The following is a 25148-nucleotide window of genomic DNA, read 5'->3' on the forward strand; positions in this document are numbered from 1 at the left end:
CTCTTCTTACTCGGCCGGCGTGGCGTCGGCGTCGGCCTTGCCATAATGCGCGTTGAAGTCTTCTTCGATGGTCTCTGGCTGTGGCAGCGGTTTTTCAATGACACCCAGGATCGGCAGGATCACGAAGAAATAAGCGAACCAGTAGGCCGATGCGATCAGCGAGAAGGTCGCATAGGGCTCTTCCGCGGGCATTGCACCCAGCCACATCAGGGCAAAGAAGTCGATGATCAGCAGATAGAACCACCACTTGAACATCGGGCGGTATTTACCCGAACGCACGGTCGACGTGTCCAGCCAGGGCGCCAGCGCCATTGCCAGGATCGCACCGAACATCGCAATCACACCAAAGAACTTGGCGTCAACGATGCCACCGGTGATGAAGCTGGCAAATTGTACAACCCAGACCTCACCGGTGAAGGCGCGCAAGATCGCATAGAATGGCAGGAAGTACCATTCGGGAACGATGTGTGCAGGCGTTACCAGCGGGTTGGCTTCGATGTAGTTGTCCGGGTGGCCCAGATAGTTCGGCATGTAGCCGACGATGGCCCAGAACACGACCAGGATCACGGCCAGAGCGAACAGGTCCTTGATCACGAAGTACGGCCAGAATGGCAGCGTGTCTTTCTCGGCATCGGCTTTCGACGTGCGGCGAACTTCAACACCTGTGGGGTTGTTGTTGCCGGTGGTGTGGAAGGCCCAGATATGCACGATGACCAGAGCCGCGATAACAAACGGCAGCAGATAGTGCAGCGAGAAGAAGCGGTTCAGCGTGGCATTGTCCACCGCGGGTCCGCCCAGCAGCCAGGTCTGGATCGCGTCACCCACAAACGGGATCGCGCCAAACAGGCCGGTGATCACGGTCGCACCCCAGAAGGACATCTGACCCCAAGGCAGAACATAGCCCATGAAGGCAGTACCCATCATCATCAGATAGATAAGCATACCGATGATCCACGTGATCTCACGCGGGGCTTTGTATGAGCCGTAGAACAGGCCACGGAAGATGTGGATGTAGACCGCAACAAAGAACAGCGACGCGCCGTTCATGTGAATGTAGCGCAGCATATAGCCGCCATTCACGTTGCGCATGATGTGCTCGATGCTAGCGAAGGCCAGATCGACATGCGGGGTGTAGTGCATCACCAGAACAATACCGGTGACGATTTGCAACGCCAGGCAGAACGCCAGGACGATGCCCCAGATCCACCACCAGTTCAGGTTCTTGGGGGTGGGGATCATGATGGTGTCGTAAATCAGGCCGACGATGGGCAAGCGGCTGTTCAGCCACTTCTCGCCGTTTGTCTTCGGCTCGTAATGATCGTGGGGAATTCCGGACATAAGTTTGGGTCTCCCTTAGCCGAGTTTGATGGTGCTGGCGTCGGTCCACTCAGCGGGCGGAACGGGCAGGTTTTCAGGTGCGGGACCCTTGCGGATACGTCCGGCCAGATCGTAGTGCGATCCGTGGCAGGGGCAGAACCAGCCACCAAAGTCGCCAGCATCGCCCAGCGGCACACAGCCAAGGTGCGTACATACGCCCATCTGAACGATCCACGCGCCCGGCGCTTCGCCCTCGGGCGACGGCATCACGCGGTTGGCGTCGGTTGCCGGAGCATCCGCGTTCAGGTTGGAGTTGCGGGCCAGCGGATCAGGCAGTGCATCAACGCCTTCGGCGTCCTGTTCCTGCGCTTCTTGAATTTCGGCACCTGTGCGGTGGCGGACAAACACAGGTTTACCCAGCCATTTCACGGTCAGCTGCGTACCTGGCTCAACGCCGCTCACATCCACGCGGATCGAGGACAGCGCCTGAACGTCTGCCGATGGGTTCATTTGATTGATCAGGGGCCATACGGCTGCACCCGTCGCGACGACACCTGCGCCGCCTGCGACGTAGTAGAGGAAATCTCTGCGGGTGCCTTCGTGGTCTTCTGCGTGGGACACGAGGTTTTCTCCGATTCCGGCGCCCGGGGGTAACCCGAGCAAACATGCATCAGCACCGCATCAAAGCGGCGTCTCATCGCGGCTATCTATCCGGGAGAATTCGGTTCGTCCAGCGGTCATAGGCGCGCAGTGCGCCACAACAGGGCATTCATGTCACAACGAGGGGCGAAAGTTTCAAGATACGGACCTGTTTTTTGGCAAAAACACTCCGGTCCTCCGGCTTTTCCAAATGTGATTCGATTCGCTTCGGCGGGATAGAACGGTGCAGAACCGGCCCAGCCCCAAAAGGTTTTACAGAATGCCGATCCGCCCATCTTGAACTTTTCGTCATATTCGGGAATATTTCCGTATATGAGAAATTCCATGGAAGCCACCTCTGACAAACTGGCCACGCATTTGCGCGGATTGCGAGAGCAGCACGGCATGACCCTCGACACTTTGGCCGGAAGAACTGGTTTAAGCCGCGCCACCCTGTCGCGGATCGAGAAAAACGAAGTCAGCCCGACTGCCGAAACGCTAGGCCGTCTGGCAACGGTCTATGCGGTGCCGATCTCTCAGCTACTTGCCCCGCTGGAGCAAGGTTTCCAACCGATCGTCCGGCGGCACGACCAGCCGTTCTGGACGGATCGTGGGCGCGCGTTTCAACGTCGCAGCGTTTCGCCCCCCAGTGGGCACCTTTCGGTTGAATTGCTCGAAGGAACCCTGACCGCGCGGCAGCGCATCGCCTATGATGCACCCGCAGTTCCGGGGCAAGAGCATCACCTGTATGTCTTGTCCGGGCAGATCGAAATCACGGTCGAGAGGAAAGCTTATGACCTTCGGCAAGGGGATTGCCTGCGGTATATTTTATTTGGCGAAACCGTATTTGAAACGACCCATAGTCCCTGCACTTACGTGATCGCATTGTCATGACCGTTCAGACACCCAACGTCTTCCGCCTTACCCCGACGGATATCGACAACAATCTGACAGATCTATGCCGCACGCTTGTTGACAGCGTTGCCGATGGCGCCGCGATCAGCTTCATGATGCCGCTCGACCATGACAGCGCCGCGCGGTTCTGGACGGATGACGTCAAACCCGCCATCGAAACAGGCGAGCGGCACTTGTTTGGCGCATATTATCAGCGTCGCATGATCGGTACGGTCCAGCTGTTGCTTGCCATGCCCCCAAATCAGCCCCACCGGGCAGAAATCTCGAAGATGATCGTTCACCCTGATGCCAGACGTCGCGGTTTGGGCAAGGCCCTGATGCAAGAGGCCCTGAAATCCGCACAAGAAGCCGGGAAGACACTCATCACACTAGACACGCGCACCGGAGACGTCTCGGAATCCCTTTACAGGTCTGTCGGGTTCAAACCGGCAGGTGTCATCCCCGATTTCGCATTCGACCCGGACGGAAAATCCCGTCACGCGACGACCTATATGTACCGATACCTTTGACTTAAGCTCGAATTCACGGTGACGCCCGACATAGTAAGACGCGCCGCTTCTGCAGGGCATATAGATGTAGAAAATCTGAGTTAAAAATAGATATTTTACAAAGGCTTAGTCATGTTTGATTTCGATTGAACTTTAGACGCAAATGATCGAAATGCGGGAAATCCCAATCTCTGCAGGACGTCTCTCATGTCAAAGCTCTTTGCACCAACCCTGATCCTCGCACTGACCGTGCCCTTTCAGGCGATAGCGGCCGGTGATCCGGCGAAAGGCGAAAAACTCTACAATCGCTGCTCTTCTTGCCACGCAATCATCAAAGATGGCCAAATTCTGGTCAAAGGCGGCATCACTGGCCCGAATCTTTACGGCGTCGTCGGTCGCGTCGCAGGAACCGAGTCAGATTACCTGAACGGAAGCGAGCGTTTGCCCATCGGAATGTTCACCGACGACATGATCCGGGCGGGCCAGGAAGGGCTGGTCTGGACGCAAGAGAATATCGCCACGTATTCCAAAAACCCGATCGCATTTATTCAGGAGTATCTAGATGACGAAACCGCGCGCCCAAACATGAGCGTCAAACTGAAAAAGGGCGCCGATGACATCGCAGCCTATCTGGCGACGTTCAACGAATGATGTCTGTCGCTGGTCGTTCTGCCATCAAAGCGACCAGCGCATTGATCCCCGATCAGGCCGGCGGTTGCGTTGCGGCCATGCTGGGACGCTCGGCAAATTTTTCGTACCAGGCGGCCAGCGCGTCATTTCCCTTGCGCCATCCGCGCGCATCGTGACGGAAATCGACGTAGCCCAGCGCGCAGGCCACTGCGACCTGCCCCATACCCAACGGTCCGGACAGATGCGCCATCCACCGCTGGTTCAACGCGGCGCAGGCGCGTTCTATCTTGTCCCATTGCGCATCGGCCCAGCCCTCCCATTGCTTGTCTTCGGGCCGCATCCGAGCCTCATAGGTGATCAGCAACGCCGCATCCAGAATACCATCCGCCAGCGCCTCAAGCGTCAGCACATCCCAATGCCGGGCACCGTCCTGATAAAGACCGGCCTGCGCGCGCGCGTTCAGAAACGCACAGATAACGCGGCTGTCGAACAGGGTCGGTCCATCTGGGCGCTCTAACGCGGGCACTTTTGTCAGCGGAGCTTTGGCCAATAGCGACTCGGCCGGGGACATTGGCGTCGTTGCAACGTTCAGCAGTTCGACATCCTGTAACTGGTCTGTTTCATGCAACAAAACCATAACCTTACGGACATAGGGCGAAGTGGGACTGAAATAGAGTTTCATAAGAGATCTCCCTGAATTGCCGGAACTCTACAGCACCAAATTTAAAACAAAACCCGTCAATTGGTGCGCCAACCTCACCCTCTCATCAATTTTTGCAGAGCATCAAGCTCGGACCCGATCCCGTCGTTTGCGATGTGTTCTGCCGCGCTCAGGCGGACTGCATCGGGCTTGTTTTGATTCAGCTTCCAGGTGCCTTGAATGTCGTCAATGCGAAACCGGAACGGCACAATCATACGCATCATCTTATCCAACGCGTCCTTGCTCATCTTGCCGGTAGTCCAAGGGGATTTGGGCAGCAGACGCGCCTCATAAAAGGCGGACTGGCGATTTAGCAGGTCCAGCAACTCTTCTTGCGGGCGCTGTTCTAACTCACCGATCAAATGCACAGCGACATAGTTCCATGTCGGAACCTGGTCGTCGATCCCGTACCAATCCGGCGATACGTAGCCATCTGGCCCCGTGACAGCGATTCTGGCTGGTTTAGGGTCTTTCAGCATGCGGACGATCGGATTGGATCTGACAAGGTGCAGCTCGGCCAGCGCGCCATCCTCAGACAGCAGAAACGGCACGTGGCTAATCAACGGCGCTTCATCCGTCGACACCGCAAGAACCCCGAACGCGCGGTCACGCGCAAAGGCAACATGGCGCTCGGTCTCTTCCGCGCGAAATGCTGGATTGGGATGCATGGCTGTCCTCCTGCGAAATCTCTTGCAGAACCGGCCGCACCTTGGCAAGGTCCGCCCGTTCTCAGGGCGGGGTGAAATTCCCCACCGGCGGTATGCGGGCGATGATCCGTAAGCCCGCGAGCGGCCCCGGTGTGCGGGGTGTCAGCAGATCTGGTGAGATGCCAGAGCCGACGGTTAAAGTCCGGATGAAAGAGAACGTGCAGCGCGTCGGCCCTGGCTTGCGCCTGCCCGTGATCGCCTTGGGTGACGTGTCTGTTGCGAAAGGAGATCATGATGACACACACCCGCTATGCTTTTGTGAAAGCCAACTGGCATTCCGATATCGTTGACCAGGCTCTCGAAGGGTTTCTGGAGCTTGTCCCCGCCGAACAGGTTGACGTTTTCGACGTCCCCGGCGCATTCGAAATGCCGCTGCTGGCCCGCGATCTGGCCCAAACCGGGCGCTATGCCGCGGTCGCCTGCGCGGCGTTTGTCGTGAATGGCGGCATATACCGGCACGATTTCGTCGCGCAAGCCGTAGTCGATGGGTTGATGCGCGCCAGTATGGACACCGGTGTTCCGGTACTGTCAGTCTCGCTGACGCCGCACCAGTATCAGGAAACCGATCACCACAATGCCATCTACCGCGCGCATTTTGTCGAAAAGGGTCGCGAGGCTGCGCAGGCGGCCCTGAAGATCACCCAAACGCGTGCGTCGTTGACGCGTGCCGCATAGGCACAGCTGGTTGGGGTTCCCCTGCCCCAACCGCAAATCCGCTTGAGGCCAAGGGCCTCGCCCGCTAATCACGACGCGCAAAGGAGCATGCCCCATGTCGATGAACAGTTTTGGCCACCTTTTCCGCGTCACCACCTGGGGTGAAAGCCACGGGCCCGCATTGGGTGCGACCGTCGATGGCTGCCCTCCGGGTGTTACGATCGACGAGGCGATGATTCAGCAATGGCTGGACAAGCGCAAACCGGGTCAGAACAAGTTCACCACCCAGCGGCGCGAGCCAGATCAGGTCAAAATCCTGTCGGGCGTGTTCGAAGGGCAAACCACGGGCACACCGGTGCAGCTGATGATCGAGAACACGGATCAGCGCTCGAAAGACTACGGTGATATCATGGACAAGTTCCGTCCAGGGCACGCCGATATCACCTACTGGCAGAAGTACGGCATCCGCGATTATCGCGGCGGCGGGCGCAGCTCGGCCCGGGAAACTGCGTCGCGTGTGGCCGCAGGCGGGCTTGCGCGTGAGGCGATCAAACAGATCGCATCGAATGTGCAGATCACCGGATACATGACCCAGATCGGCCCGCACAAGATTGACCGGAGCAATTTCGACTGGTCCCAGATTGAACAGAACCCGTTCTGGACCCCGGACGCACAAGCCGCCGAAGACTGGGCCAACTACCTGGACGAATTGCGCAAGTCCGGGAACTCGGTTGGTGCGATTGTCGAGGTTGTGGCCCGTGGCGTCCCAGCAGGCATCGGTGCGCCGGTTTACGCCAAGTTAGACACTGATTTGGCCGCTGCGATGATGTCCATCAACGCCGTCAAAGGTGTCGAGATCGGCGAAGGCATGGCCGCTGCCGAACTGACGGGCGAAGCCAATGCGGACGAGATTTTCATGGGCCAGAACGGCCCGCAATACAGCTCAAACCACGCGGGCGGTATCTTGGGCGGTATCTCGACTGGGCAGGACATCGTTGTGCGGTTTGCGGTCAAGCCGACTTCGTCGATCCTGACCACGCGCAAAACAATCACCAAATCGGGTGAAGAGACCGAGATCATCACCAAGGGCCGTCACGATCCCTGCGTCGGCATCCGCGCCGTTCCGGTGGGTGAGGCGATGATGGCTTGCGTGATCCTCGACCACCTGCTGCTGCATCGCGGCCAGATCGGAGAGAACCGTGGACGAATCGGCTGATCTGCGCACGCGCCTGCGCGCCGTCGTTGCGCAACGTATGGAAACCGACCCTGCGCATGATCTGGCCCATCTGGACCGGGTCTGGGTAAACGCGCAGGCCATTGCAAACGACCAGACTGACATGCCGGTGCTGTTGGCCTCCGCTTATCTGCATGATCTGGTAAATTTGTCCAAGGACGACCCAGACCGCCATTTGGCATCGCGCCGATCGGCCGAAGAATCAGAGTCTATTTTGCTAAACTTGGGCTATTCTGCAGGTCAGATCCACGCAATCAAACATGCTATCGAGGCACATAGTTTTTCGGCCAACATCACGCCGGAAACGCTCGAAGCCTGCATTCTGCGCGATGCCGACAGGCTGGACGCGCTGGGCGCGATTGGAGTTGCCCGGAATTTCTCAGTCTCCGGTGCTTTGGGACGGTCGCTTTATGACCCGGCAGATCCCTTTGCTGCCAGCCGCCCGCTGGACGACCTGCATTTTTCAATCGACCACTGGAAGGTCAAACTACTGGGCCTTCCTGGCGATATGCTGACCGAGGGTGGCAAAGAGATCGCGCAGCGCAGAATCGCACGCATGATCCGCTTTCTGGAAGAGTTCGCGCAAGAGATCGGCAGCCCACTGCCGACCGATTGGACGAATCTGTAAACGACGCGTTGATCTTTCCCCGCCAAAAGCGCAGGTTCGCGCCGATGGCAAAACCCTTAACATCGCATCGACCTTTGCTGGCCGTCGCTCTGAAAACGAGCGCGGTGTTTTTGTTCACGGTCATGGCGGCGATTGTCAAAGCGCAGTCCGATCACTTCCCACCTGGCGAGATGGTGTTTTTCCGGTCCCTTTTTGCCATTCCGGTGATTGTCATCTGGCTGATGGCGCGCGGAGAATTGGCGCAAGGGTTCAAAGCCCGCAAACCTTCGGGTCATTTCTGGCGCGGCGTGTTGGGCACCACGGCGATGGGGCTTACATTTACCGGCCTTGGCTTGATCCCGCTGCCCGAAGCGACGGCGATTGGCTATGCCACCCCGATTTTCACCCTGATCCTTGCCGCGGTGATGTTAGGCGAACGCATCCGTAAGATCAGAATCGCGGCTGTGTCCATCGGGCTTTTGGGTGTCCTGATCATGATCTGGCCCAGACTGGGTGGCAACAACATGGAAGCTGCTGCCACCTTCGGCGCATTGTGTATTCTGGGTGCGACCGTTGCCAGGGCCTTTGTGCAGATCCACATCCGGCAGCTGGTGCAGGTCGACCATCCTGCGGCCATTGTCTTCTATTTCTCGATGACGGCGACCATCCTGTCCGGGCTGACTATTTTTTGGGGGTGGGTCATGCCCACATGGGAACAGGCAGGCTTTTTGATTCTGGCTGGTCTGATCGGAGGTGTGGCGCAGATTCTAGTGACTTCGTCCTATCGGTTTGGGCAGGCTTCGATGCTGGCGCCCTATGATTACACCTCGATGCTGTTTGCCATCGTCATTGGCTATGTCTGGTTCAGTGAACTGCCAACGCTGGTCATGCTGGCCGGAGCGGCGCTGGTGATTGTGGGGAACGTCGTGGTGATCTGGCGCGAACATCAACTGGGCTTGGAGCGCGGCAAGGCGCGCGCGGTCACGGATCCCAAAGCCTGACCTTTACCTTTGCAGAACTTCCCCTAGGGTGTGCCCAACACAAGATGAGGGTTTCCCATGAGCGACGCACAGGACCACAAGGAAAAGATGCAAAAGGTGCAGGCCCAGCACCGCAAGAAAGTGTCCGAGGCAGTTGATCCGGACCGCGGGCTGGTGCTGATCAACACTGGCAAGGGTAAGGGTAAGTCCTCGGCCGCGTTCGGGGTCGTGATCCGTGCGCTGGGTTGGGGCCAGAAGGTCGGCGTTGTTCAATTCATCAAAGGCAAGTGGAAAACCGGCGAACGTCGCTTTTTCGAAGAACGCGATCTGGTTACCTGGCACACAATGGGCGAGGGGTTCACCTGGGATACCCAGGACCGCGAACGCGACATTGCTGCCGCAAACGCCGCCTTTGACAAGGCACGCGTCCTCATGTCCAGCGGTGACTACGATCTAGTCGTTTTGGACGAGATCAACATTGCGCTTCGGTACGAATACCTGTCGGTTGAACAGGTGATCGATGGGCTGAAAGAACGGTCTGACAAGACCAGCGTGTTCCTGACGGGTCGGGATGCGCCGCAGGCGTTGCGGGACTATGCCGATCTGGTCACCGAGATGACCGAGGAAAAGCACCCGTTTCAGGCCGGAATCAAAGCCCAGCGCGGCGTGGATTTCTGAGCATCAGGGTCTAAACAGCCCCCCCCTCAGGGGCTGTTAAGCTGGCGGGTTTTCGTTGAGAAACCTGACCGATCCGCGTCGACACGCAGCGCTGTCCGGCACCGGTTGTTCAGCCCTGTCGCCCTGGGCTGCCTTGGGTTTGTCGACATAGGCGCAGTAATCGTCGTCACAGCAACATCCGCAAGCGGTGGCCGCTTCGTGTCGTGCCATGATTTCATCAAGTGAGTCACCCATCGTCATTTCCTATTGCGCGTGTCGTTTCCGAGGCGGTGGCGCGCTCTCACCAGGCTATACGCTAAGCCCGCAGACCGCCTCGAAACCCCGTGCTGGATGCTAACACATCTGGCCTTGATCTTTATCTGATTATTTTTGTCGGAATTTGCAAGATCAAAATAACACTTCCTGGATAGCCCCACAGTTGATCGGCTTGGAACGGAGTTACTTCAGGCGTTTTGAGAATACCAATTTCCTGAAATCTCCCTTTTTAGGTTCACATATGCTGATACACGGCGCGAACAAACAGATCAGCAAGCCGCTTGTCGGCTGGACAAGCGGCTCTGGTTTTTTGAGAATTCACCTTGTTGTGGTGAACACAAGGTGCGTCAGGTTCAGGCCGTAACACCCTGCTCTGGTGCGCTAAGCGAGATGACGGCGACCACCGCAGCCCCGTTCAGCCAGTAGAAAATTGCATCCAGGCCAGAAAACCCAAACAGGCTGGGCGCAGCCAGGAAAACGACACCGACCAGAAGATCGACCGCCAAGTGAAAGTTGTAGGGAAGAACACGCCAGATCCCCAAATGGTGATCCGTCAACACCGTCAGGACAAACGCCGCGACGCCGGTGACCACCGACAGCCACAACGCCATCGGGTTGGATTGCCCCAGTCCAAGCAAAAAGGGCAACCCCATCAGCGCAATGGCAACAGGATAGTCCAGATAAGCGTGAATATTGCGGGTGACAAAGCGGAGAGACATGAGAGTTCCTTTCCTGATATGGGATGACCTCAAACTAGGAAAGGATCTCGGAACGTTTAATTCTGGATCGTCCGTGAAACGTTGCAGATCGTCCAGAGTTTCAATTCGATCAGTGCATTGATCGATAGGCGGCTGGCGATACGCCAACCTGCTTCTTGAACACCCGCGAAAAGGCGGCTTCCGAAGCATAGCCGACCTCGGCCGCGGCATCGGCCACGTTCCAGCGGGCCTCAGTCAATCCGTGACACGCAATCTGCATCCGCCAATCGGTCAGATACTGCATGGGCGTTGTCCCCATCTTGTCTGCGAATAGCTGTGCGAACGCAGTGCGAGACATTCCGGCCTCACGTGCCAGAGACTCGACGCTCCACTCTTGCGCGGGCGAATGGTGAAACGCAGTCAATGCACGCGAAATGCGGGAATCGGCGAACCCGGCAAGCGCGGTTTCGCTGGGGCTTTGATGTTCAAGATGGGCCCGAATGGCCTGCGCAAACAGGACCTCGGACAGTTTCAACGCTATGAGGTCACCACCGATCCGCGCGCCGTTGATCTCGGACCCGATCATACGCAAGGTGGCTTCGATCCAGGCCCCGGCTTCCTCGCCATAGTTTTCGATCAGGATGTATGGGGGAAGCCGATCAATCAGCATATGCCCTGTTCCCTGTCGCCCCGGCGGCCCGGTGAAAGAGAAATGACCGCAGATCAATTGCGTATCGCGGCTTTTGTCTTCGCCGCCATAAATCAGAACCCCGTCGCCCTTGTACCCGGCCTCTTCCAATACGTGTTCAAGCGGCAGGGCATCCAGCGGTTGAACCTCATTGCACAATAACGCATGGGCTGATCCGTGCGGGATCACGATCAGGTCGCCTTGCTTCAATCGCAAGGTTTGCCCTGTGTTAGAGAGAAATACTTTCAACTCTCCGCGTTGTACAAAGTGAAATCTGGCCACATTTTGATAGGCCGGCACCTGTATACCGAAGGGCGGCGTGAAAGAGGTTCGAAAGTAAAACGTGCCCTTCAAGGACAGGCGGGTAAGTATATCGCTAAGCAGATCCAACATTGGATTAAGATAGCCGCGGCTGCGCGTTCGTCCAGCCATGCGGACGATCTGCAAGTCATTATGAACAAATGGCAATGAAAAAGCCCCCGCGATAGCGCGAGGGCTTCTGTCAATGCATCTGAGTGTTATCAGGCGCGGACCAGTGCCTCATAATCGGCGGCGATCTCGCGGGTCAGGTCTCCGACCTCAAACGTATAATCGCCGATCTGTCCCACCGGGGTCACCTCGGCTGCGGTGCCAGTCAGCCAGCACTGTTCGAAATCCGCCATTTCCTCGGGCTTGATGCGGCGCTCGTGGACGGTGATACCTTTGTTTTTCAGCATCTGAATGACGGTCTGACGGGTGATCCCGTTCAGGAAGCAATCAGCCAGAGGTGTATGTACCTCACCATCTTTTACGAAGAACACATTCGCACCTGTCGCTTCGGCCACGTAACCGCGCCAATCCATGAACAGCGCGTCCGAGCAGCCCTTGGCCTCGGCCTTATGCTTCGAGATGGTGCAGATCATGTACAGACCCGCCGCCTTGGCGTGCACCGGAATAGTTTCCGGGCTGGGGCGTTTCCATTCCGCGATATCCAGCTTGGCACCCTGCATCTTGGCGTCACCATAATAGGCACCCCAAGGCCACACGGCGACGGCCATCCGGACCGGGTTCTTGGCTGATGCCACACCCATGTCTTCCCCGGAGCCACGCCAGACCAGCGCACGGACATAGGCGTCCTGCAGACCGCTGGCTTTCAGCGCTTCGTCCTTGGCGGCCTCGATGTCATCCACCGAATAGGGCATAGGCATGTCCAGCGCTTCGGCCGAGGCAATCAAACGCTCAGAATGTTCGCGACTTTTGAAAATCTTGCCGTTATAAGCACGTTCACCTTCGAACACCGAAGACGCATAGTGCATCGCGTGGGACAGGATATGCACATTGGCTTCGCGCCAGGGCACAAGTTTGCCATCCAACCAGATGACGCCATCACGATCATCATACCCCGCCATGCGAAACCTCCTGACATGGGATCAATTTCCGATTATTGCGTAAATTAAGTCCACATCGGACATAAAGTTGCGCAAAAACTGCGATTCGATACCCGTCCACTCTTGGAATGTCAATAACGCTGACATAAACTCGGGTCGAGTAACGAATGAGGCATACTATGTCGGATACCCGCCCCGCCCCAGCCTTTGGTGGCGAGAGCCTGTTGTTTTTGACCGACGAACAGTTGCGGCAGGGGATCGAGGCGATGTTTTTCGCCTATCGCGGCTTTACCGCAGATCCTGATCGCATACTGACCGAAATGGCCTATGGACGGGCGCACCACCGGGCAATCCACTTCATCAACCGCGCGCCGGGTACGACTGTCAACAACCTTCTGGCCATTCTGGGCGTAACAAAACAGTCTCTGAACAGGGTTTTGCGGACGTTGATCGACGACGGTCTGGTCGAAAGCCGGGTCGGATCAGTGGACAAACGCGAAAGACACCTATTTCTGACAGAACAGGGCAAGGCGCTAGAGGCCAAACTGTCTGAGGCCCAGCGCGTCCGAATGCGTGCGGCGTACAAAAAGGCGGGACCCGAGGCTGTGTCGGGGTTTCGTAAAGTGCTTGAAGCAATGATGGATGCTGATATGCGTCATGCCTATACGAAACTGCGGGATACCACCTCATGAACGAAATGGATGCCCATCTGCTGATCGTCGACGATGACGAGCGCATTCGCGATCTGTTGAAGAAGTTTCTGATGCGGAACGGATTTCTGGTCACCGCTGCAAGGGATGCAGCACATGCACGGCGGGTGCTTTCGGGGTTGGATTTCGACATGATCGTGCTGGACGTGATGATGCCCGGCGAGGATGGGGTCAGCCTGACCAAGGCGCTGCGCGAAACCCATACCACTCCTATCCTGCTGTTGACCGCGCGCGGCGAAACCGAACATCGCATTGCCGGACTTGAGGCCGGTGCGGATGACTACTTAGCCAAACCGTTCGAGCCAAAAGAGCTGTTGTTGCGGATCAATGCAATCCTGCGGCGGATGCCGGAAACGCCTGCGCAGGACGCGACGGCGAAGATACTGCATCTTGGTCCGATCCGGTACGATATCGAGCGTGGCGAGATGTGGCAGGGCGAAGACCCGGTGCGCCTGACGGCGACCGAAAGCCAGTTGATGAAGATTTTTTCGGCCCAGCCCGGAGAGCCGATCAGCCGAACCAAACTGGTCGAAGATCTGGGCCGCGACAAGGGTCAGGCGCAGGAACGCGCGGTGGACGTTCAGATCACCCGTCTGCGCCGCAAAATCGAACAGGACCCCAAGCAGCCGCGTTACCTGCAGACCGTCCGCGGCGCCGGATATATGCTGGCACCAGATTGATTCAGCCGTGGCGCGGCGCTTTCTTGCCTTGGGCGAGGATAATTATGGCCAGATGAAGATGGGATCCCGATGACAACCGCCCTTTTGACCCACGCCGATTGCCTTGATCACGTGACACCGCAAGGTCACCCCGAGAGGGTGGCGCGGTTAGAGCATATTCTGCATGCGTTAGAAGGCTTGGAACTGACACGTGTAACCGCCCCTTTGGCGGCGGATGACGACCTGCTGCGCGTGCATCCGGAAAGCCATATCCGTGAAATCCGTAATAGCAGGCCATCCGATGGCTTTAAACAGATTGACGGCGACACCTTCATGTCTCCGGGGTCGGTGGACGCGGCTTACCGGGCTGCAGGTGCGGTTGTGCGGGCGGTAGATATGGTTTTGGGTGGCGAAGCCTCGAATGCGTTTTGCGCCATCCGCCCGCCCGGTCACCATGCCGAAACCGAAACGGCAATGGGGTTCTGCCTGTTTGGAAACGCCGCGCTGGCGGCCAAGCACGCATTGGATCATCATGGATTGAAACGCGTAGCCGTCGTCGATTTCGACGTTCACCACGGAAACGGCACGCAGGATCTGCTGTGGGACGAAAGACGTGCACTGGTGATCACCAGCCAGCAAATGCCGCTGTGGCCCGGATCGGGGCGCCCGGATGAAACCGGCGCTTATGAGACCGTTTTGAACATCCCGCTGGCACCCGGCACTGGTGGGACCGAGATGCGGACAGCTTACGAAACGCAAGCCTTCCCGAGACTGCGCGCATTCAAGCCGGAACTGATCATCATCTCGGCAGGTTTTGATGCGCATCAGGACGATCCGCTGGCCAACTTGAACTGGTCTACAGGCGATTTTGCCTGGGTTACGGCTGAGCTGTGCAAGATCGCCGATGAGCTGTGTGAGGGCCGTATCGTCTCGACTTTGGAAGGCGGGTATGATCTGAACGCCCTTGCCGAGGCCACTCGCGCCCATGTGGAAGAACTGATGAAGGCAGCCCGATGACCGATACTCCTGTTGATCAGATGACATTCGAACAAGCGATGAAAGAGCTTGAGGCCGTTGTCGGCCAGTTGGAGCGTGGTGACGTGGCGCTGGATCAGTCCATTGCGCTGTATGAGCGCGGTGCCGCGTTGAAGAAACGCTGCGAAGACGAATTGAAGCGGGCTGAAGAAAAGGTCGCAGCCATTACTTTGGATGCCAATGGGCAGCCAACCGGGACGACGCCTGTCGAAGGTCAGTAAATGTTCAAGGAAATTCTGGCGCAGGATGCCGCGCGGATTCAGGCTCAGTTCGATCTGGTCCTGAGCGCGCTGGACGAATTGGATGTTACCCGGGCGATGGCCTACACCACCCAGGGCGGCAAGCGATTGCGCGGGTTTCTGGTTCTGGAAAGCGCGCGGATGCATGGCATCGACTCAACACAGGCAATCTGGCCTGCGACAGGCATCGAAGCCCTACACGCCTATTCTCTGGTCCATGATGACCTTCCCTGCATGGACGATGACGATCTGCGACGTGGACGTTCGACCGTGCACGTAAAGTGGGACGAAGGCACCGCCGTTCTGGCCGGTGATGCCCTGCAGACACTGGCCTTTGAGCTGTGCACCCGGCCCGAGGTCGGAAGTGCAGAGGTTCGTGCTGAATTGGCTCTAACCCTGGCCCAAGCAAGCGGTGCGCAGGGAATGGTGCTGGGGCAAGCGCTCGATATGGCGGCTGAAACAGCGGCCGCGCCCCTGACACTGGAGCAGATCACCACGCTTCAGGCTGGCAAAACCGGTGCGCTGATTGAATGGTCCGCCTGCGCCGGTGCGCGTTTGGCCCAGGCAGATCCCGAACCCTTGCGCCAATATGCCCAGGCGCTTGGCCTTGCTTTTCAGATCGCTGATGACATTCTGGATGTTGAAGGTGATGCCGAGAAGGCCGGCAAACGACTGCAAAAGGACGCCCAGGCGGGCAAAGCCACGTTTGTTTCGCTTTTGGGTCTGAACGCCGCGAAATCCCGCGCCGTAGAACTGGTCGATCAGGCCTGCGCTGCGTTGGATGGTTACGGTGCCAAGGCTGAAACCTTGAAGGACGCGGCACGCTTCGTTATTGCCCGGGACAGCTAAGCCAGGAACGCCACATGTCTGACCGCCCGAATACACCCCTACTGGACCTTGTGAACCGCCCTGCGGATCTCAAGCAGTTTTCGGACGCACAGTTGCATAAGTTGGCGCAGGAATTGCGGACCGAGACAATATCGGCCGTGTCCGTCACCGGTGGGCATCTGGGCGCGGGTCTGGGCGTGGTCGAATTGACGACCGCCCTGCACGCCGTGTTCGACACGCCGCGCGACAAGATCATCTGGGACGTTGGTCATCAGTGCTATCCGCACAAAATCCTGACCGAGCGGCGCGACCGTATCCGTACGCTTCGCATGAAGGACGGGCTGAGCGGCTTCACCAAGCGCAGCGAAAGCCCCTATGACCCGTTTGGCGCAGCGCACAGCTCAACCTCGATCAGTGCCGCGCTGGGGTTTGCCGTTGCGCGCGATCTGGGCGGTGTGACGCCCGAGGGATTGGGTGACGCGATTGCCGTGATCGGTGACGGTTCAATGTCTGCAGGCATGGCCTTCGAGGCGATGAACAACGCCGGACACCTGAAGAAACGCCTGATCGTCATTCTCAATGACAATGAAATGAGCATCGCACCGCCTGTCGGCGCGCTGTCCAATTACCTGTCGCGCATTTACGCCGAAGAGCCATTCCACGATCTGAAAGCCGCCGCCAAAGGTGCAGTGTCTTTGTTGCCGGAACCCTTCCGCGAAGGCGCCAAGCGCGCCAAGGAGATGCTCAAGGGCATGGCCGTGGGCGGCACATTGTTTGAGGAGCTGGGCTTTTCCTATCTCGGCCCGATCGACGGGCACGATATGGATCAGCTGTTGCCTGTCCTGCGCACGGTCAAGGCCCGCGCCACGGGCCCGATCCTGATCCACGTGCTGACAAAGAAGGGCAAGGGGTATGCCCCAGCCGAGCAGGCCCGCGACAAAGGCCATGCGACAGCGAAGTTCGACGTCGTCACGGGCGAGCAGAAGAAAGCACCCTCAAACGCACCGTCTTACACATCGGTCTTTGGCAAAACGCTGGTGGAAGAGGCCGCGCGCGATGACAAGATCGTTGCGGTCACCGCCGCGATGCCCGACGGCACCGGGCTGAACTTGTTTGCGGAACGCTATCCGTCGCGCTGTTTCGATGTGGCGATTGCCGAACAACACGGTGTGACCTTCGCCGCCGCTCTGGCTGCGGGGGGGATGAAGCCCTTCTGCGCAATTTATTCCACATTTTTGCAGCGTGGATACGATCAGGTCGTGCATGACGTGGCCATTCAGCGCCTGCCGGTTCGTTTTGCGATCGACCGTGCAGGGTTGGTGGGCGCAGATGGCGCGACCCATGCGGGGTCGTTCGATATCGCCTATTTGTCCAACCTGCCCGGCATCGTGGTCATGGCCGCAGCGGATGAGGCCGAGTTGGTGCATATGGTGGCCACCGCCGTCGCGCATAATGAAGGCCCCATCGCCTTCCGCTATCCTCGCGGCGAAGGTGTCGGCATCGACTTGCCCGAACGTGGTAAAGTTCTGGAAATCGGCAAAGGCCGGATCATCCAAGAAGGCGCGCGGGTCGCACTATTGTCCTTCGGGACACGGCTGGCCGAAGTGCAGAAAGCGGCCGAAGCTCTGGCCGCGCGTGGGATCAACCCCACTATCGCTGATGCTCGATTTGCCAAGCCCTTGGACCGCGACCTGATATTGGATCTGGCCGCCAACCACGAGGCGTTGATCACCATTGAAGAAGGTGCCATCGGCGGCTTTGGCAGCCATGTTGCCCAACTTTTGGCCGATGAAGGCGTCTTTGATCAAGGCCTCAAGTACCGTTCAATGGTTTTGCCCGATACCTTTATCGACCAGGCCAACCCCGCAGATATGTATACAGTAGCGGGCCTGAATGCCGAGCAAATCGAGGCCAAAGTGCTATCCGTTCTGGGTGTAGCAACCATCGGCGAAAAACGCGCCTGAGGCACGATGCTAGGCAACTGAATTTCACCGTTGTTTGAAAATCCGTAAGCAGCGTTTTTGGCGTAATTTTCGGAAAGCCGTCGAATTCATCCGGTTTCGGGTGAGTCCTTCAGAACACAGAAACCACTTGCGTCCCGGCGCGCCGTTCCTGCACGCCCGCTTTTCTGATAATGGTAAGAAAAACGAAAACTCCACCCTTGAGCAGGCGGGCGGATGAGAAACACGATAGCAGCGTTGGCTACGCTCGTTCTGATGAGTATGCCGGCAAGTTCAAAAGAGATTCAGGTTGGCAATGATCCGGGTGGGCGGATTGTGGATCGCATGGTTCAGATCGAAATCGCCAACCGGACAAACGCGCAGTTTCAAATCATCGGAGATTTTTGCCACTCTAGCTGCACTATGCTGCTGGGTGCGGACGAAGTTTGCGTTTCGCCCGAGACTATCTTTGGCTTTCATGGCCCCCATCGCTCGAACCGAAAGAAAATGACGGCAGATGAGTTCGACAGGAAAAGCGCGTCACTGTCCAGCTACTACCCAAACCCGGTCAGAAACTGGTTTATGTCCAAAGCGCGGTTCGCCGGACCAAATGAACTTTTGTTCGTGACCGGCAAGTACCTGATAGGTCTCGGCGTGCAGGAATGTGCTTAGGGCAACGACGCCCTAATCCTGCAACCACCCGCTGATAGGAAACCCTATGCCCGCGGCCATCGTCGCCGACACGACCACCTATTCGGCATCTTCCATTTTGGTTGCATTGAGTTGCGCGAAAAGCTCGGGTCCGACGCGATCATACAGTTCGATCTGAGTCTCCAGAAAGTCGATATGACCTTCTTCATCCAACATCAGGCTTTCGAACAATCCCATCGAGACATAGTCTCCTGCCTCTTTGCAGACATCCCGCGCCTCTTTGTAGAGCGCGCGCGCGCTTTGTTCCGCCGCCAGATCGCATTCCAGCGTTTCCCGGGGGTTTTCGCCGATCCGCAGGGGATCAAGTTTTTGCAGGTTGGGATGACCTTCCAGGAAAATGATCCGCTCGATCAGTTTGTCGGCGTGTTCCATCTCTTCAATGGATTCTTCTCGACTTTTCTTGGCCATGCTGCCAAGGCCCCAATCGTCTTGCAGGCGATAATGCAACCAGTATTGGCTGACGGCTGTTAGTTCGTGGCGCAGAGCTTTGTTCAGGTATTCAATTACCTTTTTGTCACCTTTCATGATGAAACTCCTTGGCTTTGTCTAAGAATTGGCGTGGAAACAACTTTTTAAGCTGAATGCTACCACCAGAGCAGCTTAACCCAAAACCTTCAAATATCTGTTTTAAAACAGGTAATTGAAAATTTCCTGACGATTCTCGTTTGAATCAGAACCCGTCACTTGAAAGCGTTTTTCCACCGCACATACGATTCCCTGATACCTGCTTACCGATCGCAAGCATGGCCCTTGCGGATCAAAATCACGCAGGCAAATAGCTCCGGGGTGTGAACTGCGCCAGCATCCGATGACGGCCCGCAGGATCGAACCAAAAGTGAGATACGAGGTAGGCCGCTAGTTTAGCATATCTATAAAGGAGAAAATGGTGCCTCAAGAGGGACTCGAACCCCCGACCTTGTCCTTACGAAGGACCTGCTCTACCAGCTGAGCTATTGAGGCAAGCGACGGTTCCTTTAAACCCTCGGGCAGATGCGTGCAAGTCTCGATATCCTCGGACGCCTACCGGTGTGTGATGGTGATTCCCGCAGCTCAGATCGCTTGAAGCCCATTCCATCACCACGCTCCAGCAAGAATATCACGCCTGCTCCAACGCTTACGCGCACCTTCGATGGCCATGTATTTTCGGTTGACTGGGTTGTCTTATTTTAATATTTCATGAAATATGATAGAACAGATAACAGACCAATTGGCCATCCTGGGTCATCCGCAGCGTATCCTTGTGTTTCGCATGCTCATGCGACGTTTTCCTGACAGTGTTCCGGCGGGCGAGTTGGCGGCGGAGCTCGACGTGAAGGCCAGCACCTTGTCGAACTATCTGAACGCGCTTCAGCGTTCCGGGCTGGTCAAGCAGGAACGTTCCGGGACATCTCTGCTCTATTCGATTGAAATGAAAAACGTGCAGCAGATGCTCGACTATCTGATTGTCGATTGCTGTCGCGGTCGCCCTGATATCTGCATGCCGTTTGCTCAGGGAAATAAGGCGGCGACGGATCGGAAATTCAACGTCTTGTTTTTGTGTGTGGGCAATTCTGCCCGGTCGATTTTTGCGGAATCCCTGCTGCGCACGCTGGGAGGTGACCGGTTCAACGTTTTCTCGGCCGGCACGCAACCCACATCCGAGCTCAACCCGATGGCCGTGCAAGTTCTGGACGACAAAGGACATGACACATCCATCCTGCGATCCAAGAACATGTCCGAATTTGCAACCCCCGGCGCGCCCGAGATGGACTTCGTCTTCACGGTCTGCAATCAGGCCGCGAATGAGGAATGCCCCGCTTGGGAAGGCCAGCCAATCAGTGGCCATTGGGGCATGCCGGACCCGGTCAGGGCCGAGGGCACGGATGCCGAAAGAAGCCTTGCATTTCAACATGCATATGGCGCGCTCAAGCGCCGGATTGAGGCCTTTACGTCTTTGCCGGTCGAAAGCCTCGACCGGATCGCACTGCAAACTGCTGTTGATGACATCGGCAGGACGCCCACTGAGGACATGAAATGACGACTTATGCTGTGAACGGATTGGGCCGGATGGGAAAGCTGGCCTTGAAACCGCTGCTCGACAAAGGCGCAAAGATCGCCTGGATCAATGACGCAATAGGCGATCCCGAAATGCACGCGCACCTGCTGGAGTTTGACACTGTTCATGGGCGCTGGGATGCCGCGTTCGTGCATGACGCCGACAGCGTTACGATCAACGGCACCCGCCTACCCATTATCGGCACCAGAGATCTGGCGGAACTACCGCTGGACGGTGTCGATGTGGTGATCGACTGCACCGGTGTTTTCAAGACCCAGGCCAAGCTGGCCCCCTATTTCGAAGCGGGTGTTAAGAAGGTTGTTGTCTCGGCCCCGGTCAAAGATGGCCCGACCGCCAACATCGTTATGGGCGTGAACGAGGCCACTTATGATCCGGATGTCCACAGCATCGTGACGGCGGCCTCGTGCACCACGAATTGTCTGGCCCCAGTGGTCAAGGTCATCCACGAAAACCTTGGTATTCGCCACGGGTCGATGACCACAATTCACGACGTGACCAACACGCAAACCATCGTGGACCGCCCCGCCAAAGATCTGCGCAGGGCGCGATCTGCTTTGAACTCTCTGATCCCGACCACCACCGGGTCGGCCACGGCAATCACGCTGATCTACCCGGAACTCAAGGGGCGGCTGAACGGCCACGCGGTGAGGGTTCCCTTGCTGAATGCCTCGCTGACCGACTGCGTCTTCGAGGTTGAGCGTGAAACCACAGTCGAAGAGGTCAACGCGCTTTTCAAGGCCGCGGCCGAAGGTGAGTTGAAAGATATCCTTGGCTATGAGACGCGGCCGCTGGTTTCCACCGACTACACCAACGACGAACGGTCCTCGATTGTGGATGCGCCCTCGACCATGGTGGTGAACGGGACACAGGTGAAGATCTATGCCTGGTACGACAATGAAATGGGTTACGCGCATCGTCTGGTCGACGTTGCCCTGATGGTTGGTGCATCGCTGTGACCCAAAGGCCCGAAGGTATGTCGGCCTATATCACGGTCACAGCAGCCTATTGGGCCTTCATGCTGACCGACGGGGCCCTGCGTATGCTGGTGCTGCTGCACTTTCATAGCATGGGATTCTCGCCGGTTCAGTTGGCATATCTGTTTGTTCTGTATGAGATCGCCGGCATGGGCACGAACCTTGCCGCCGGTTGGATCGCGGCGCGGTTCGGGCTGACCTCGACGCTTTATGCAGGGCTGGCACTGCAGATTGCAGCGTTGCTGGTTCTTACGCAACTAGACCCTAATTGGGCGATCCCGGTAAAAGTTGTCTTTGTGATGATTGTGCAAGGGGCCAGCGGGGTTGCAAAGGACCTGGCCAAGATGTCCTCAAAATCCGCCGTCAAACTGCTGGCCCCGACCGAGGGCGGAGGGTTGTTTCACTGGGTCGCTATTTTGACCGGCTCGAAGAACGCTGTGAAAGGGTTTGGGTTTCTGCTTGGGGCGGCACTGTTGGCGACAGTGGGCTTCATGTGGGCTGTTCTGGCAATGGCGATCATACTTGCCGCATTCCTCGTCGCCGTCATCCTGTTAATGCCGACCGGTCTGCCCAAAGGGCGCAAAGGCGCCAAATTCTCCGAGGTCTTTTCAAAATCCGCCAATGTGAACTGGCTATCCGCCGCTCGTGTCTTCCTGTTTGGGGCGCGGGACGTGTGGTTCGTGGTCGGCATACCGATCTATTTCTACGCGGTGCTGTCGGACGGAACCGAGGATGGCAACCGTGCCGCATTTTTCATGATCGGTACATTCATGGCCGTTTGGGTCATACTTTACGGTGCTGTTCAGGCCAGCGCGCCGAAAATCCTGCGTGCAAAGGAACGCTCGGAAGGGGATCTGATCCACGCTGCCAAGAATTGGGCCGCGGCGCTGTTTTGCGTGCCTGCTACCCTAACCATCGCGGTTCTTCTCTCATCCGGCCCCGAGACATGGCTGACCGTTACGCTGGTTGTGGGCCTATTGGCATTTGGGGCAATCTTCGCCGTCAATTCGGCGCTGCATTCATACCTCATCCTGGCCTTCACCAAGTCCGAGCGTGTGACGATGGATGTGGGCTTTTACTACATGGCCAACGCGACTGGCCGCCTGGTCGGCACTATCCTGTCGGGACTTACCTATCAGATTGGCGGGCTTCCACTGGTTCTGGGCACCGCTGCTGCTATGGTCGCGCTGGCCGCCCTGACATCCGGCAAACTAACCGACCAGACGAATGAGGCATATACATGAGCATTTTCGAACGCTACCTGACCGTTTGGGTCGCGCTGGCCATGGTTGGCGGCGTATTGATCGGACTGGTTGCACCCGGCCTGGTTCAACTGATCGCCTCGGCCGAAGTGGCCAGCGTCAATCTGGTCGTGGCCTTGCTGATCTGGGCAATGGTCTACCCCATGATGGTCGGCGTCGACTTCGGCGCAGTGGCGGGCGTTGCACGCCAGCCACGCGGGCTGATCGTGACGCTGGTGGTCAACTGGCTGATTAAGCCGTTCACCATGGCCTTTCTTGCGGTTCTGTTCTTTGAGCACGTCTTTGCACCATGGATCGAACCTGAAGACGCGGCTCAATATACGGCCGGGCTGATCCTGCTGGGTGCTGCACCGTGCACCGCCATGGTGTTCGTCTGGTCTCAGCTGACCAAGGGCGATGCGACCTATACGCTGGTGCAGGTTTCCGTGAACGACCTGATCATGGTGGTGGCATTCGCCCCAATCGTGGCCTTTCTGCTGGGCGTGACCGACATTCAGGTTCCATGGCAGACACTGGTTCTGGCAACTGTGTTGTATGTGGTATTACCGCTGATCGCCGGCCTGATAACGCGGCGTACCTTGGGATCGCCCCAGGCCATCGACGCATTTTCCGCACGTGTCAAACCGTGGTCGGTCATGGGCTTGATCGCCACTGTCGTCATTCTGTTCGGCTTGCAGGGACAGACTATTCTGGCCAAACCGCTGGTGATCGTCCTGATCGCAGTACCCATCCTGATCCAGAGCTACGGCATCTTTGCCCTGGCTTATGGTGCAGCCTATGCCCTAAAGGTGCCGCACCGGATCGCCGCACCCTGCGCAATGATTGGCACGTCCAATTTCTTTGAGCTGGCTGTCGCTGTGGCCATCAGCCTGTTCGGTCTGAACTCGGGCGCGGCTCTGGCGACTGTGGTCGGCGTATTGGTAGAGGTCCCGGTGATGCTGTCGTTGGTGGCATTTGCAAACCGAACGCGCGCGCGGTTCCCCGAACCTGCGCCGTCGTAGACCTAACTAACGCTCCATCGTGTGTGTCAGAGAACTGGAACAAAGAACGGCTTTAGCCGTTCCTTTTCCGAGATCGCAGACAGCACCGCCCAGGCGGTATCCAGCGACTCGCGGATCGTGACATCCATATCCAGGTATCGATAGGTTCCCAAGCGACCGACAAATGTGACGTTTCGCGTGCTTTCAGCGAGCGCAACATACTCACCCAGTAGCGCTTTTTCCTTTAGCTGACGGATCGGGTAATACGGTATGTCATCCGGACCAGCAGCTCGAGAAAACTCGCGATAGCAGACCGAGCCGTCATGCGTTTCCCATGGCGAAAAGTGTTTGTGCTCGGTAATCCGGGTAAAGGGCACCTCTTCCTCGCCATAGTTCATCACCGCGCAACCTTGGTAGTCGCCGTCATAGGTGAACCGTTCGAAATCAAGCGTGCGATAACCCAGGCGCCCAAGCTCGTAGTCGAAATAGCCATCCAGCGGGCCAGAATAGAAAACGTGATCGAAGCCATCCGCCATGCCGCGATCGAAAGTGGTATTCAGCTTCACTGTGATGCCGGGGTGATCGAGGATGCCACCAATCATGTCGGTATACCCATTCTCGGGCATGCCTTGGAATTTATGGAAAAAGTAATTGTCGTCGTAGTTAAACCGCACTGGCAGACGTTTAAGGATCGACGCCGGCAGCTCGGATGGGTGACATCCCCACTGTTTGATCGTGTAGCCTTTGAAAAACGCCTCATAAAGGTCGCGACCGACGAACCGCATCGCCTGTTCCTCGAAACTCTGCGGGTTGGTGATGGATGTATCAGCCTGTTCTTCGGTGATAAACGCGCGGGCTTCGTCCGGGTGCATGGTCTTGCCAAAGAACTGGTTGATTGTATGCAAGTTCACCGGCAGCGAATAGACCTGCCCGCGCGAGGTGGTCTTGACCCGGTTCTTGTAAGGCAAGAAGTTGGCGTATTGGTTCACATACTGCCAAACCTCTTCGTCATCCGTGTGGAAGATATGTGGCCCGTACACATGGACCATCACGTCAGTATCGGCATCCCGTTCTGTATGGCAATTGCCGCCGATATGGTCGCGGCTGTCCACAACTGTAATGTCGTGCCCCTGTTCAGCAAGTTCCCGACCGATCACAGCCCCAGACAATCCGGCCCCAACCATCAAAAACTGCATA

General features: G+C 57.3%; 30 protein-coding genes, 1 tRNA gene and 1 riboswitch. Of the genes, 19 read left to right on the forward strand and 12 right to left on the reverse strand.

Features of this window, described 5'->3' with window-relative positions; genetic code table 11:
* Positions 1–6: 6 nt before the first annotated feature.
* The 3 genes from petB to AC2FIO_RS10380 all read right to left on the reverse strand — a co-directional run bounded on the left by petB (position 7) and on the right by AC2FIO_RS10380 (position 2303).
* Positions 7–1338, reverse strand: coding sequence for a cytochrome b (gene petB, locus AC2FIO_RS10370; RefSeq protein ID WP_108860628.1), 1332 nt, complete (start codon positions 1336–1338; stop codon positions 7–9).
* 15 nt (positions 1339–1353) lie between these two features.
* Positions 1354–1938, reverse strand: a complete 585-nt coding sequence (petA, locus tag AC2FIO_RS10375) for a ubiquinol-cytochrome c reductase iron-sulfur subunit (protein WP_058272711.1) — start codon at positions 1936–1938, stop codon at positions 1354–1356.
* A gap of 116 nt (positions 1939–2054) precedes the next feature.
* Positions 2055–2303 (reverse strand): hypothetical protein, encoded by a 249-nt coding sequence (locus tag AC2FIO_RS10380; RefSeq protein WP_496697421.1) that lies wholly within the window; start codon positions 2301–2303, stop codon positions 2055–2057.
* Here AC2FIO_RS10380 and AC2FIO_RS10385 point away from each other — a divergent pair.
* From AC2FIO_RS10385 to AC2FIO_RS10395, 3 genes are all read left to right on the forward strand, one after another.
* Positions 2302–2850, forward strand: a complete 549-nt coding sequence (locus tag AC2FIO_RS10385) for a helix-turn-helix domain-containing protein (RefSeq protein WP_496697423.1) — start codon at positions 2302–2304, stop codon at positions 2848–2850. The genes AC2FIO_RS10380 and AC2FIO_RS10385 overlap by 2 nt on opposite strands.
* Entirely contained in the window at positions 2847–3380 is a 534-nt protein-coding gene (locus tag AC2FIO_RS10390; protein WP_496697425.1) for a GNAT family N-acetyltransferase, read from the forward strand. Before AC2FIO_RS10385 ends, AC2FIO_RS10390 begins: the two co-directional genes overlap by 4 nt.
* A 186-nt stretch (positions 3381–3566) precedes the next feature.
* Positions 3567–4010 (forward strand): c-type cytochrome, encoded by a 444-nt coding sequence (locus tag AC2FIO_RS10395; protein ID WP_282119709.1) that lies wholly within the window; start codon positions 3567–3569, stop codon positions 4008–4010.
* 52 nt (positions 4011–4062) lie between these two features.
* Here AC2FIO_RS10395 and AC2FIO_RS10400 read toward each other — a convergent pair whose 3' ends face one another.
* The gene (locus tag AC2FIO_RS10400; protein ID WP_496697428.1) at positions 4063–4671 is read right to left on the reverse strand and encodes a glutathione S-transferase; all 609 of its coding nucleotides are present in this window, start codon (positions 4669–4671) and stop codon (positions 4063–4065) included.
* 74 nt (positions 4672–4745) lie between these two features.
* Positions 4746–5357, reverse strand: a complete 612-nt coding sequence (locus AC2FIO_RS10405; RefSeq protein WP_496697430.1) for an FMN-binding negative transcriptional regulator — start codon at positions 5355–5357, stop codon at positions 4746–4748.
* 53 nt (positions 5358–5410) lie between these two features.
* Positions 5411–5558: riboswitch (FMN riboswitch) on the forward strand.
* Between the two features lie 72 nt (positions 5559–5630).
* On the opposite strand from AC2FIO_RS10405, the gene AC2FIO_RS10410 reads away from it, so the two are divergent.
* The 5 genes from AC2FIO_RS10410 to cobO all read left to right on the forward strand — a co-directional run bounded on the left by AC2FIO_RS10410 (position 5631) and on the right by cobO (position 9549).
* Entirely contained in the window at positions 5631–6071 is a 441-nt protein-coding gene (locus AC2FIO_RS10410) for a 6,7-dimethyl-8-ribityllumazine synthase (protein ID WP_496697432.1), read from the forward strand.
* A 94-nt stretch (positions 6072–6165) separates the two neighbouring features.
* On the forward strand, positions 6166–7266 hold the full coding sequence (gene aroC / locus AC2FIO_RS10415) for a chorismate synthase (RefSeq protein WP_496697434.1): 1101 nt from the start codon (positions 6166–6168) through the stop codon (positions 7264–7266).
* Entirely contained in the window at positions 7250–7912 is a 663-nt protein-coding gene (locus AC2FIO_RS10420; protein WP_496697436.1) for an HD domain-containing protein, read from the forward strand. Before aroC ends, AC2FIO_RS10420 begins: the two co-directional genes overlap by 17 nt.
* Before the next feature lie 44 nt (positions 7913–7956).
* Positions 7957–8892 (forward strand): DMT family transporter, encoded by a 936-nt coding sequence (locus AC2FIO_RS10425; RefSeq protein WP_058272776.1) that lies wholly within the window; start codon positions 7957–7959, stop codon positions 8890–8892.
* 57 nt (positions 8893–8949) lie between these two features.
* Positions 8950–9549 (forward strand): cob(I)yrinic acid a,c-diamide adenosyltransferase, encoded by a 600-nt coding sequence (gene cobO, locus AC2FIO_RS10430; RefSeq protein ID WP_282119716.1) that lies wholly within the window; start codon positions 8950–8952, stop codon positions 9547–9549.
* A 36-nt stretch (positions 9550–9585) separates the two neighbouring features.
* Here cobO and AC2FIO_RS10435 read toward each other — a convergent pair whose 3' ends face one another.
* From AC2FIO_RS10435 to AC2FIO_RS10450, 4 genes are all read right to left on the reverse strand, one after another.
* Positions 9586–9783: a hypothetical protein gene (locus AC2FIO_RS10435; RefSeq protein ID WP_496697439.1), complete on the reverse strand. Its 198-nt coding sequence runs from the start codon at positions 9781–9783 to the stop codon at positions 9586–9588.
* A gap of 374 nt (positions 9784–10157) precedes the next feature.
* Positions 10158–10523 carry an SPW repeat domain-containing protein gene (locus AC2FIO_RS10440; protein ID WP_058272721.1) on the reverse strand — a complete coding sequence of 122 codons (366 nt, stop codon included), beginning with the start codon at positions 10521–10523 and terminating at the stop codon, positions 10158–10160.
* Positions 10524–10632: 109 nt separating this feature from the next.
* Positions 10633–11583 (reverse strand): AraC family transcriptional regulator, encoded by a 951-nt coding sequence (locus AC2FIO_RS10445; RefSeq protein ID WP_282170693.1) that lies wholly within the window; start codon positions 11581–11583, stop codon positions 10633–10635.
* Between the two features lie 128 nt (positions 11584–11711).
* On the reverse strand, positions 11712–12578 hold the full coding sequence (locus AC2FIO_RS10450) for a branched-chain amino acid aminotransferase (RefSeq protein ID WP_282119717.1): 867 nt from the start codon (positions 12576–12578) through the stop codon (positions 11712–11714).
* 158 nt (positions 12579–12736) lie between these two features.
* Between AC2FIO_RS10450 and AC2FIO_RS10455 the strand changes: the two genes are divergently transcribed.
* The 7 genes from AC2FIO_RS10455 to AC2FIO_RS10485 all read left to right on the forward strand — a co-directional run bounded on the left by AC2FIO_RS10455 (position 12737) and on the right by AC2FIO_RS10485 (position 18640).
* Entirely contained in the window at positions 12737–13249 is a 513-nt protein-coding gene (locus AC2FIO_RS10455) for a MarR family winged helix-turn-helix transcriptional regulator (protein ID WP_058272723.1), read from the forward strand.
* On the forward strand, positions 13246–13947 hold the full coding sequence (locus tag AC2FIO_RS10460; protein ID WP_058272724.1) for a response regulator: 702 nt from the start codon (positions 13246–13248) through the stop codon (positions 13945–13947). The genes AC2FIO_RS10455 and AC2FIO_RS10460 overlap by 4 nt, the downstream gene beginning before the upstream one ends.
* A 69-nt stretch (positions 13948–14016) precedes the next feature.
* Positions 14017–14943, forward strand: a complete 927-nt coding sequence (locus AC2FIO_RS10465) for a histone deacetylase family protein (RefSeq protein WP_496697441.1) — start codon at positions 14017–14019, stop codon at positions 14941–14943.
* Positions 14940–15182, forward strand: coding sequence for an exodeoxyribonuclease VII small subunit (locus AC2FIO_RS10470; protein ID WP_058272726.1), 243 nt, complete (start codon positions 14940–14942; stop codon positions 15180–15182). Before AC2FIO_RS10465 ends, AC2FIO_RS10470 begins: the two co-directional genes overlap by 4 nt.
* Positions 15183–16049, forward strand: coding sequence for a polyprenyl synthetase family protein (locus AC2FIO_RS10475; protein WP_496697443.1), 867 nt, complete (start codon positions 15183–15185; stop codon positions 16047–16049).
* A gap of 14 nt (positions 16050–16063) precedes the next feature.
* A complete protein-coding gene (gene dxs / locus AC2FIO_RS10480; protein ID WP_496697445.1) occupies positions 16064–17992 on the forward strand; it encodes a 1-deoxy-D-xylulose-5-phosphate synthase in 1929 nt (642 codons plus the stop codon).
* 213 nt (positions 17993–18205) lie between these two features.
* A complete protein-coding gene (locus tag AC2FIO_RS10485) occupies positions 18206–18640 on the forward strand; it encodes a hypothetical protein (protein WP_496697446.1) in 435 nt (144 codons plus the stop codon).
* Positions 18641–18718: 78 nt separating this feature from the next.
* Here AC2FIO_RS10485 and bfr read toward each other — a convergent pair whose 3' ends face one another.
* Positions 18719–19204, reverse strand: coding sequence for a bacterioferritin (gene bfr / locus AC2FIO_RS10490; protein WP_496697448.1), 486 nt, complete (start codon positions 19202–19204; stop codon positions 18719–18721).
* Positions 19205–19563: 359 nt separating this feature from the next.
* Positions 19564–19639, reverse strand: a tRNA-Thr gene (locus AC2FIO_RS10495).
* A gap of 223 nt (positions 19640–19862) precedes the next feature.
* Between AC2FIO_RS10495 and AC2FIO_RS10500 the strand changes: the two genes are divergently transcribed.
* The 4 genes from AC2FIO_RS10500 to arsB are packed head-to-tail and all read left to right on the forward strand — an operon-like array spanning position 19863 to position 23972.
* Complete coding sequence (locus AC2FIO_RS10500; RefSeq protein WP_496697450.1) at positions 19863–20696, forward strand: arsenate reductase/protein-tyrosine-phosphatase family protein; 834 nt, start codon at positions 19863–19865, stop codon at positions 20694–20696.
* Positions 20693–21691 carry an ArsJ-associated glyceraldehyde-3-phosphate dehydrogenase gene (locus AC2FIO_RS10505; protein WP_496697452.1) on the forward strand — a complete coding sequence of 333 codons (999 nt, stop codon included), beginning with the start codon at positions 20693–20695 and terminating at the stop codon, positions 21689–21691. The genes AC2FIO_RS10500 and AC2FIO_RS10505 overlap by 4 nt, the downstream gene beginning before the upstream one ends.
* Positions 21688–22953: an organoarsenical effux MFS transporter ArsJ gene (arsJ, locus tag AC2FIO_RS10510; RefSeq protein WP_496697454.1), complete on the forward strand. Its 1266-nt coding sequence runs from the start codon at positions 21688–21690 to the stop codon at positions 22951–22953. Before AC2FIO_RS10505 ends, arsJ begins: the two co-directional genes overlap by 4 nt.
* On the forward strand, positions 22950–23972 hold the full coding sequence (gene arsB, locus AC2FIO_RS10515) for an ACR3 family arsenite efflux transporter (RefSeq protein ID WP_496697456.1): 1023 nt from the start codon (positions 22950–22952) through the stop codon (positions 23970–23972). Before arsJ ends, arsB begins: the two co-directional genes overlap by 4 nt.
* Positions 23973–23998: 26 nt before the next feature.
* On the opposite strand, the gene glf is transcribed toward arsB, so the two are convergent.
* A complete protein-coding gene (gene glf / locus AC2FIO_RS10520) occupies positions 23999–25147 on the reverse strand; it encodes a UDP-galactopyranose mutase (protein WP_496697458.1) in 1149 nt (382 codons plus the stop codon).
* Between the last annotated feature and the right edge of the window lies 1 nt (position 25148).

The organism is Ruegeria sp. CDSB086 (genome assembly GCF_059611065.1).

Excerpts from the sequence above, each read along its gene's own strand:
- AC2FIO_RS10485 (WP_496697446.1), top strand. The coding sequence starts at position 18,206 with ATGAGAAACACGATAGCAGCGTTGGCTACGCTCGTTCTGATGAGTATG.
- AC2FIO_RS10440 (WP_058272721.1), bottom strand. The coding sequence starts at position 10,523 with ATGTCTCTCCGCTTTGTCACCCGCAATATTCACGCTTATCTGGACTAT.
- AC2FIO_RS10450 (WP_282119717.1), bottom strand. The coding sequence starts at position 12,578 with ATGGCGGGGTATGATGATCGTGATGGCGTCATCTGGTTGGATGGCAAA.
- AC2FIO_RS10425 (WP_058272776.1), top strand. The coding sequence starts at position 7,957 with ATGGCAAAACCCTTAACATCGCATCGACCTTTGCTGGCCGTCGCTCTG.
- AC2FIO_RS10405 (WP_496697430.1), bottom strand. The coding sequence starts at position 5,357 with ATGCATCCCAATCCAGCATTTCGCGCGGAAGAGACCGAGCGCCATGTT.
- AC2FIO_RS10445 (WP_282170693.1), bottom strand. The coding sequence starts at position 11,583 with ATGTTGGATCTGCTTAGCGATATACTTACCCGCCTGTCCTTGAAGGGC.
- AC2FIO_RS10505 (WP_496697452.1), top strand. The coding sequence starts at position 20,693 with ATGACGACTTATGCTGTGAACGGATTGGGCCGGATGGGAAAGCTGGCC.
- AC2FIO_RS10385 (WP_496697423.1), top strand. The coding sequence starts at position 2,302 with ATGGAAGCCACCTCTGACAAACTGGCCACGCATTTGCGCGGATTGCGA.
- AC2FIO_RS10470 (WP_058272726.1), top strand. The coding sequence starts at position 14,940 with ATGACCGATACTCCTGTTGATCAGATGACATTCGAACAAGCGATGAAA.
- AC2FIO_RS10390 (WP_496697425.1), top strand. The coding sequence starts at position 2,847 with ATGACCGTTCAGACACCCAACGTCTTCCGCCTTACCCCGACGGATATC.
- AC2FIO_RS10410 (WP_496697432.1), top strand. The coding sequence starts at position 5,631 with ATGACACACACCCGCTATGCTTTTGTGAAAGCCAACTGGCATTCCGAT.
- glf (WP_496697458.1), bottom strand. The coding sequence starts at position 25,147 with ATGCAGTTTTTGATGGTTGGGGCCGGATTGTCTGGGGCTGTGATCGGT.
- aroC (WP_496697434.1), top strand. The coding sequence starts at position 6,166 with ATGTCGATGAACAGTTTTGGCCACCTTTTCCGCGTCACCACCTGGGGT.
- AC2FIO_RS10465 (WP_496697441.1), top strand. The coding sequence starts at position 14,017 with ATGACAACCGCCCTTTTGACCCACGCCGATTGCCTTGATCACGTGACA.
- AC2FIO_RS10475 (WP_496697443.1), top strand. The coding sequence starts at position 15,183 with ATGTTCAAGGAAATTCTGGCGCAGGATGCCGCGCGGATTCAGGCTCAG.
- AC2FIO_RS10460 (WP_058272724.1), top strand. The coding sequence starts at position 13,246 with ATGAACGAAATGGATGCCCATCTGCTGATCGTCGACGATGACGAGCGC.
- AC2FIO_RS10395 (WP_282119709.1), top strand. The coding sequence starts at position 3,567 with ATGTCAAAGCTCTTTGCACCAACCCTGATCCTCGCACTGACCGTGCCC.
- bfr (WP_496697448.1), bottom strand. The coding sequence starts at position 19,204 with ATGAAAGGTGACAAAAAGGTAATTGAATACCTGAACAAAGCTCTGCGC.
- AC2FIO_RS10435 (WP_496697439.1), bottom strand. The coding sequence starts at position 9,783 with ATGGGTGACTCACTTGATGAAATCATGGCACGACACGAAGCGGCCACC.
- AC2FIO_RS10380 (WP_496697421.1), bottom strand. The coding sequence starts at position 2,303 with ATGGAATTTCTCATATACGGAAATATTCCCGAATATGACGAAAAGTTC.
- AC2FIO_RS10455 (WP_058272723.1), top strand. The coding sequence starts at position 12,737 with ATGTCGGATACCCGCCCCGCCCCAGCCTTTGGTGGCGAGAGCCTGTTG.
- AC2FIO_RS10500 (WP_496697450.1), top strand. The coding sequence starts at position 19,863 with ATGATAGAACAGATAACAGACCAATTGGCCATCCTGGGTCATCCGCAG.
- AC2FIO_RS10400 (WP_496697428.1), bottom strand. The coding sequence starts at position 4,671 with ATGAAACTCTATTTCAGTCCCACTTCGCCCTATGTCCGTAAGGTTATG.
- cobO (WP_282119716.1), top strand. The coding sequence starts at position 8,950 with ATGAGCGACGCACAGGACCACAAGGAAAAGATGCAAAAGGTGCAGGCC.
- dxs (WP_496697445.1), top strand. The coding sequence starts at position 16,064 with ATGTCTGACCGCCCGAATACACCCCTACTGGACCTTGTGAACCGCCCT.
- petB (WP_108860628.1), bottom strand. The coding sequence starts at position 1,338 with ATGTCCGGAATTCCCCACGATCATTACGAGCCGAAGACAAACGGCGAG.
- arsB (WP_496697456.1), top strand. The coding sequence starts at position 22,950 with ATGAGCATTTTCGAACGCTACCTGACCGTTTGGGTCGCGCTGGCCATG.